We start from the raw sequence: 7,294 nt of genomic DNA on the forward strand, positions 1-7,294 counted from the left end.
CCAATAGCCAATAGCATCTTGTTAGTCTAACATTATCAAGGGTCGTCATTGCGAGCAAGTTTACCGCTAGGTAAACGCAGCGTGGCAATCTGCTTGTTCTAAGGTGAGATTGCTTCGTCGCTATCTCTTCCTGCCTAGCCAGCCAGGCTCGCAATGACGAATCTCACCAAAAGTCAACCCCCTAATACTCTGGTTAAAAATCGGGGTAGCCCGTCATTTCGAGTGATTTTGTGTAGCGCAGCGTAATAAAATAGTATCGAGAAGTAGACGGTATGGAGAAGCAATCTTGCTCAAGATGTTAACTATTGATTACAACCTAACCTTGTACACCAGAGCTACAAGCTCGCAAAAACCGAAATCACTCCAGACCTTCCATAACCATTTACGCCAGAGCCATGGTACCTATAGTCTTCATTGAAAATATTCTGCAGGCCAAGATCGACCGTTACAAAATTCATAGTGTAACTGGTATGTAAATTAAGAACGTTCCAGCCTGGAGTGCCCCCAAGTGGAATCCTGTTATCGTCTATATCCCCAGAAGCCAATCGGTCTTGCTTGCCAGCAATTAGCCAATCTGCATTAAAAGTCCAGTTCTTTACCCCATATTCAGTGGCCAATCGACCAAAAAGGGGCGGGATGCGTCGGGCCGGTTCGTCACTTGTTTTGTTCTGGCCATAGGTATAGGTCATGTTCCCCGAAAATTTCCAGTTGGGTTTCAAGGTTAAATCCCAAGCCATTTCCGCACCTTGGACAAATCCGCGATCTACATTTTTCTTTTGATAAACGGGATAACCTTCAATGCTATCGCCCTCAATTCTATTGCGTACAATTAGGTCGTACAGTTCATTGCGATAAAGGAATACTTCAGCTTTTAGGAGGCGATTGCGAAATTTATAGCCCATTTGATATTGCAGGGAATGCTCTGGGTTGAGGTCGAAATTGGGTGTTTCATACCGGAAATCAACAATGCCCAAGGAACCTAAATCATTAATGTTTGGAGCCCTAAAGCCTGTGTTGATAGAGGCAAAGACGTTGGAAGATTGGTTTATACTTCGTTGAACGGCAAAATTACCGACCAAGGCTGATGGAGTCAGTTTTGTGGTGCCCAAAGCCGAATCGGTCACTTTGTTGATAAAGGTATTGAATCGGGACCCAGCAGTAATTTCCCATTGCCCTAAACTTAGGGTATGCATGCTGAAAGCGGCAATGCTGGTCATGGTGGCCCCATCCGGATATAATCCACGTTTAGCCGTTTGGGTATTGGTGGATAGTTCTTTATCGGTGCGACTACTGTTTACTTGGTCGTTATACATCTCTACACCACTATTTGCCGACCATATTTTTCCAGCACTTGTCCTTGTTTCGGCGGAAAAACCAAAGGTACGGACCCTATCGTTTTCGGTACGTACAAGGGTAGCTCCATTTTTTTGTAATATCCTGCCTTCCTCATTTTGCTGAAAGGAGGCGGTGACCACTGCAGATTTAAAGATACTGTTCATCAGGTCTTGTTGGAATCGGGCATAGGCCAATTGCCGTTTTTGGGGATCCATCTTGTTAATGGCATAATCCTCCAACGCTACCTTGTGGTATACGGGCACATCTCTTTGATGCACTCGTTGGTATACTGCAGTAAGATGGGATCGGTCTGTAAGAAGTATTTTGCCTTTTAGGTCGAAGTCCAATTCGCGATACCCCGTTGGACTTTGGAGTCCTGTGGTATCGCCACCAATAAGGTCCCCGAAATTTCGCCAGGTAGCATTGGCCCTAAAGGCCACTCGTTTGTTACTATACTTTATGGCTGTATTGACCGTCTGTTCCATGCCTTGGGTAACAAATCGTGTCATAACGTCTGTACCCCATATTGGTTTTTGGGTTATTTCCAACTCTGGACTCAGGGCCTGGATAGTTCCTCCAATAGCATCGGAACCATATTGTACAGAACCACTGCCCCTTAAAACTTCCATTTTGCCAATGCTAAAAACATCGATGGTATTAAAATATTGATTTGGCCCTGATCTTACTGTTGCATTATTGAGCCTGATACCATCATATAATAATAAGGTCTGGTTCCCTGTTAACCCTCTTACAAACGGAGATCCACCACCGTGGTTGGTCTTTTGCACAAAAACTCCTGGAGATAGCAAAAGCGCTTCGGGAGCTGTACGCAATTGAAATCTTTGAATGGCTTTGTTATGCACTACTTCTATGGCTTCAGGAGTTTTATTCTGCAAGGTTTCGAACCTGTTTGCGGTAATCACTACCTCATCCAAGGCATTTGTATTCACGGAATCCTGAGCAGAAAAAGAATTGTCCTGACCAAACAAAAATACAGTGGTAAAACAAAAGAGTATGGCGAATAGATATGTTGACGGTGGTTTAATGGAAAATGTCATTTTATGGGTAAGTAATTAAGTTTTAGGAATCGTATGCCTAAAGTTATTTTGATCGATGGATTGAAATTAAATCGGTATTAATTAAAATTCATTTGCAATAATAATAGTTCTTCCTAGAATAAAAAAGTCAATAATTAGGATTGATAAGAAGTGGGTATGTTTCGTATTGATAAAAGCAATCCAAGTGCTGAGAAACCTGAAAAGGGTAATATTGGATTTATAATTGATAAATTTTATGTATTGTGATCCTTTATCTTTGGATTGTCGGAAAAGCCCAAAAAATCAATGCTTTTATTGGGTTTTTAAATGGACAAAGGCTTACAGTGAATTAAAGAATACAACAAAATCAATTAAAATTTATGAAACCAATCGTACAAATTTCCCTAGACCTTACCAATATTGACGAAGCTTTAGAAACGGCCGCCATGGCTTTACGCGCAGGTGTAGATTGGTTGGAAGCTGGGACACCACTTATTTTGGCAGAAGGATTGCACGGAGTTCGCAAATTGCGCGAAGCTTTTCCCAATATACCTATAGTAGCAGATCTTAAAACAATGGACGGAGGATATTTGGAAGCCGAAATGATGGCCAAGGCAGGTGCTACCCATGTGGTAGTAATGGCCAGGGCCCATGCCGAAACGATCAAGGTGGTTGTACAAGCAGGGAAGGATTATGGGGTGAAGGTAATGGGTGATAATTTAGGATGTCCGGATATGGTTGAAGGAGCCAAATGGCTGGAAGACCTTGGATGTGACTATATTATTCACCATATTGGTTATGACGAACGTCGTGGAATTGCTGCCCAAGGCTTAAAAATGCCAAGCCCTATGGATCAACTTCGTGAGGTGGTCAATGCCGTTAAGGTACCGGTACAGGCTGTTGGGGGACTTACTTTGGAACAAGCCATACGCTGTCCTGAATATGGCGCGCCCATGGTTGTTTTGGGAGCACCACTCACCATAGATGCCGATTCCTTTAAGACGGCCGATGGTGACCTGGAAAGTTCTTTGCGACTTATATGTGCAAAAATACATGCCTACGGGGAAGTAACACGTTAATAAACACTGATTACAAAATATAAAAGAGTTAAATAAATGAGTTCAATAGGAGTAGTAAATTTTTCTTCCAAGCAGGGAAGTGTAGAAATTAGGGAAATAGAAAAACCAACCATTGGAGAGGATGATGTGCTTTTGGAAGTGGCCAACGTTGGAGTATGTGGTAGTGATCTACATCAATGGACGGCCGACCATAGTTGGCATGTAAATTATCCAGTAGTACTTGGACACGAGTTTGGAGGGCATATTGTAGAATTAGGAAATAGAGTTACCGGATGGAAGGAAGGCGACAGGGTAGTTAGTGAAACTGCTGCTGTGATAGATCCCAACAGTCCACTTACTAGACAAGGCTTATACAACCTTGATCCTACAAGAAAGGGATTTGGATATGGCGTAAATGGTGCCATGACGCGTTTTGTTAAGGTACCTGCTAGATGTCTGCATAATGTACCTGATCACCTGCCGTTTGAACAAGCCTGTTTAACAGAGCCCTGTTCGGTAGCATATAGTGCCGTTGTAATGAACTCTAAAATTAAACCAGGGGATAGGGTCATAGTTTTGGGCCCAGGAACCATCGGAATCCTTTGTGCAGCAATGGCGCGTTTATGTGGTGCCGAAGTGGCCATTGTTGGATTGGAAGCGGACAGGGATAGATTGAACATTGCCGAGCAATATGGTTGTGAGGGCATTGTAGGGGACGCAAGCGCTTGGGCCAATAAACAAGATGGTTTGGGAGCGGACTGTATTATAGATGCAGCAGGGGCCAGTGCTACTTTAAAAATAGCCTTGGAACTGGTACGTCCCAATGGACATATTACCAAGGTAGGGTGGGGGCCACAACCTCTAAACTTCTCCTTGGATCCCTTAGTGCAAAAGAATGTTACCCTTCAAGGTAGTTTTAGCCATAATTATCCGATTTGGGAAAAAGTACTTTCCCTTTTGGCTTCCGGAACCCTAGATGTAAAGCCTATTATTGGCGGGGTTTGGGAATTGAAGGATTGGCACGAGGCATTTGATCAAATGCATTCCGGTAAGGTCGTGAAAAGTGTTTTGAAACCAAATTAAAACGGATGCGATTAAAAGATAAAGTCGTATTAATAACGGGTGGATATACCGGCATAGGCAAGGCTATAGCTACCCGTTGTGTTCAAGAAGGGGCCAGAGTGGTGGTCAACGGATTGGAAGAGGAGCTAGGCTTGGCTCTAGTCAAGGAATTGGGAGCGGATAGTTCAGCTCACATTACCATGGATATTACGGAAGATAGTGCTCCGCAATTATTGGTAAAAGCAGCCTTGACCAAATTTGGGGCCTTGAATGCCGTAGTAAATAACGCAGCATATATAGCGTCTTCCAATATAGAGAGTACCGAAGTATCCTTTATTAAGAGAATGTTGGCCGTTAATTCCATTGCCCCTCTCATGATCATTCAGGCTGCATTACCTCATTTGTCCTCGGTTCGTGGTTGTGTACTCAATATTGGGTCTATCAATGCTTGGGGCGGAGAACCGGATCTACTTGCCTATAGCATGTCCAAAGGCGCATTGATGACCTTGACAAGGAATCTTGGCGACAGTCTGTTTCGTGAAAATGGGGTACGTGTTAATCAGATCAACCCAGGTTGGGTACTCACGGAAAAAGAAATTTTGAACAAGAAAGAACAGGGGATGAAAGCGGATTGGTATAAGGACATACCAGATATTTTTGCACCCGCCCAGAGAATTTTTTCACCCGAAGAAATAGCGGCGGCTTGTTTATATTGGCTCTCCGATGAATGTGGGCCTGTTAGCTCCCAAGTTATGGACTTGGAACAGTTTCCTATGATAGGTCGAAACCTCCCCAAGAACTGGGAAGGTTCCCATAAAAAGAAATAATTTAATAACATTAAAAGAATAAAGATTTGCCACAATTAGCAGTATTTCCCAAAGCATTTATGCACGAACTTTGTAAGGATGGAACCATGAAGGTTTCTGAATGGATAGACCTGGCCGTTGAACTTCAGGTTGACGGATTGGAATGGTACGCCGGATTTTTAGAAATGAGCGATAAAGCCAACTGGCCCATTTTTAGAGAGCAGGTAGAACGTCATGGAAAAGTAATTCCCATGCTTTGTTGTTCTCCGGATTTTACCCATCCCGATGCCGATTTTCGTGAAAATGAAATAAAAAAACAAATAGGGTGGATAGAAATGACCCACGCTTTAGGAGGTTCCTATTGTAGGGTATTGTCAGGACAGCGCCGACCTGAGTTAACTATGGAGGAAGGTATTAGCTTTGCTGCCGAATGTATTAAAGAATGTCTGCCACATGCGGAAAAATTGGGTGTTACCTTAATTTTGGAAAACCACTATAAGGACGATTTTTGGGAGTATCCAGAGTTTGCACAACAAATGGACATATTCTGCCAATTGGTTGATCGAATCCACCATCCCAACTTTGGTGTTAATTACGACCCCAGCAATACCTTTTTGGCAGGGGAGGACCCTTTGGAGTTATTATATCGTGTGTCCGATCGTGTAGTGACCATGCACGCTAGTGACCGCTACCTTAAGGAAGGTACTATCGAAGATTTGCGTAAAGAAGAAGGCGGTGCCATGGGGTATGCTAAAAGACTTAGCCATGGGGAAATAGGAAAGGGCCTGAATGATTATGATGCCATTTTTAAGGAATTGAAAAGAGTTGGTTTCGATGGCTGGATCAGTATTGAAGACGGTGTAGACGGTATGGATCAATTGGAACGCAGCGTAGCCTTTTTAAGAAAGAAAGTAAAAGAATATTGGCCCGATTTTAAATAGAGAATAGCCATAGCCTTTAAAGTTAAAAGTCACCAATATGATTTGCAAAAGTCTGTTGGTGACTTTTTGGTTTCGGGACTTGAGATAAGGATATGGAGTGTGACCCTCTTTTAACCCCACTAAAAATCGACACAAGCTCTCTCTCCAGGAGGGAATATGGACGATACTAATTAATGAATTTTTATGCAACAATTAAACTCCCTCCTGGGACCCCACCCTAACCCCCGCCAAAAGGCGGGGCAGGGGGAGGGAATTGGACTGGCACCAATTATATTTTCATGCAAGGTTTATCCCCCTCCTTGGGAGGGGTTAGGGGAGGACTTTTTGCCGTTAACATTGTTTATTGCTAATTGTTCACTGTAAATTGTTTGAGCCACTGAGGACTGTTCACTGAAAACCGCCCACTGACTACTGCCCACTGATTACTTCGATTTCGACTACGCTCAATCTCCGTAAAGACCTTGAACATTGGACCTTGAACCTTAAATTGTTTATTGCTAATTGTTCACTGTAAATTGTTTCAGCAACTGTTCACTGACTACTGCCCACTGAAAACTGTTCACTGATTACTTCGATTTCGACTACGCTCAATCTCCGTAAAGACCTTGAACATTGGACCTTGAACCTTAAATTGTTTATTGCTAATTGTTCACTGTAAATTGTTTCAGCAACTGTTCACTGATTACTTCGATTTCGACTACGCTCAATCTCCGTAAAGACCTTGAACCTTAAATTGTTTATTGCTAATTGTTCACTGTAAATTGTTTGAGCCACTGAGGACTGTTCACTGAAAACCGCCCACTGACTACTGCCCACTGATTACTTCGATTTCGACTACGCTCAATCTCCGTAAAGACCTTGAACATTGGACCTTGAACCTTAAATTGTTTATTGCTAATTGTTCACTGTAAATTGTTTCAGCAACTGTTCATGAACATCCCTGATTAGAGTTGACCGATTTAATTAATTGATTGATTGTCAAAAATAGTCATCAATTTCCTTTGTTGAGGCCTCAACAAAGGAAATTGGTCCATGAACTTTTCGGGGCTCATTCT

The 7,294-nt window shown here is 42.7% G+C and carries 5 protein-coding genes; 4 read left to right on the forward strand and 1 reads right to left on the reverse strand.

Annotated elements, in window-relative coordinates:
• Positions 1–335 precede the first annotated feature (335 nt).
• A complete protein-coding gene (locus CWD90_RS21785) occupies positions 336–2,393 on the reverse strand; it encodes a TonB-dependent receptor plug domain-containing protein (protein WP_103478171.1) in 2,058 nt (685 codons plus the stop codon).
• A 359-nt stretch (positions 2,394–2,752) separates the two neighbouring features.
• Here CWD90_RS21785 and CWD90_RS21790 point away from each other — a divergent pair, with 359 nt between their 5' ends.
• The 4 genes from CWD90_RS21790 to CWD90_RS21805 are packed head-to-tail and all read left to right on the forward strand — an operon-like array spanning position 2,753 to position 6,239.
• Complete coding sequence (locus CWD90_RS21790; protein ID WP_103478172.1) at positions 2,753–3,451, forward strand: orotidine 5'-phosphate decarboxylase / HUMPS family protein; 699 nt, start codon at positions 2,753–2,755, stop codon at positions 3,449–3,451.
• A gap of 36 nt (positions 3,452–3,487) precedes the next feature.
• Positions 3,488–4,513: a zinc-binding dehydrogenase gene (locus CWD90_RS21795; RefSeq protein WP_103478173.1), complete on the forward strand. Its 1,026-nt coding sequence runs from the start codon at positions 3,488–3,490 to the stop codon at positions 4,511–4,513.
• A 5-nt stretch (positions 4,514–4,518) separates the two neighbouring features.
• Positions 4,519–5,319: an SDR family NAD(P)-dependent oxidoreductase gene (locus tag CWD90_RS21800; RefSeq protein ID WP_103478174.1), complete on the forward strand. Its 801-nt coding sequence runs from the start codon at positions 4,519–4,521 to the stop codon at positions 5,317–5,319.
• A gap of 26 nt (positions 5,320–5,345) precedes the next feature.
• Positions 5,346–6,239: a sugar phosphate isomerase/epimerase family protein gene (locus CWD90_RS21805; RefSeq protein ID WP_103478175.1), complete on the forward strand. Its 894-nt coding sequence runs from the start codon at positions 5,346–5,348 to the stop codon at positions 6,237–6,239.
• Positions 6,240–7,294: the final 1,055 nt, after the last annotated feature.

The organism is Arenibacter catalasegens (genome assembly GCF_002909235.1).
Taxonomy (GTDB): Bacteria; Bacteroidota; Bacteroidia; order Flavobacteriales; family Flavobacteriaceae; genus Arenibacter; species Arenibacter catalasegens.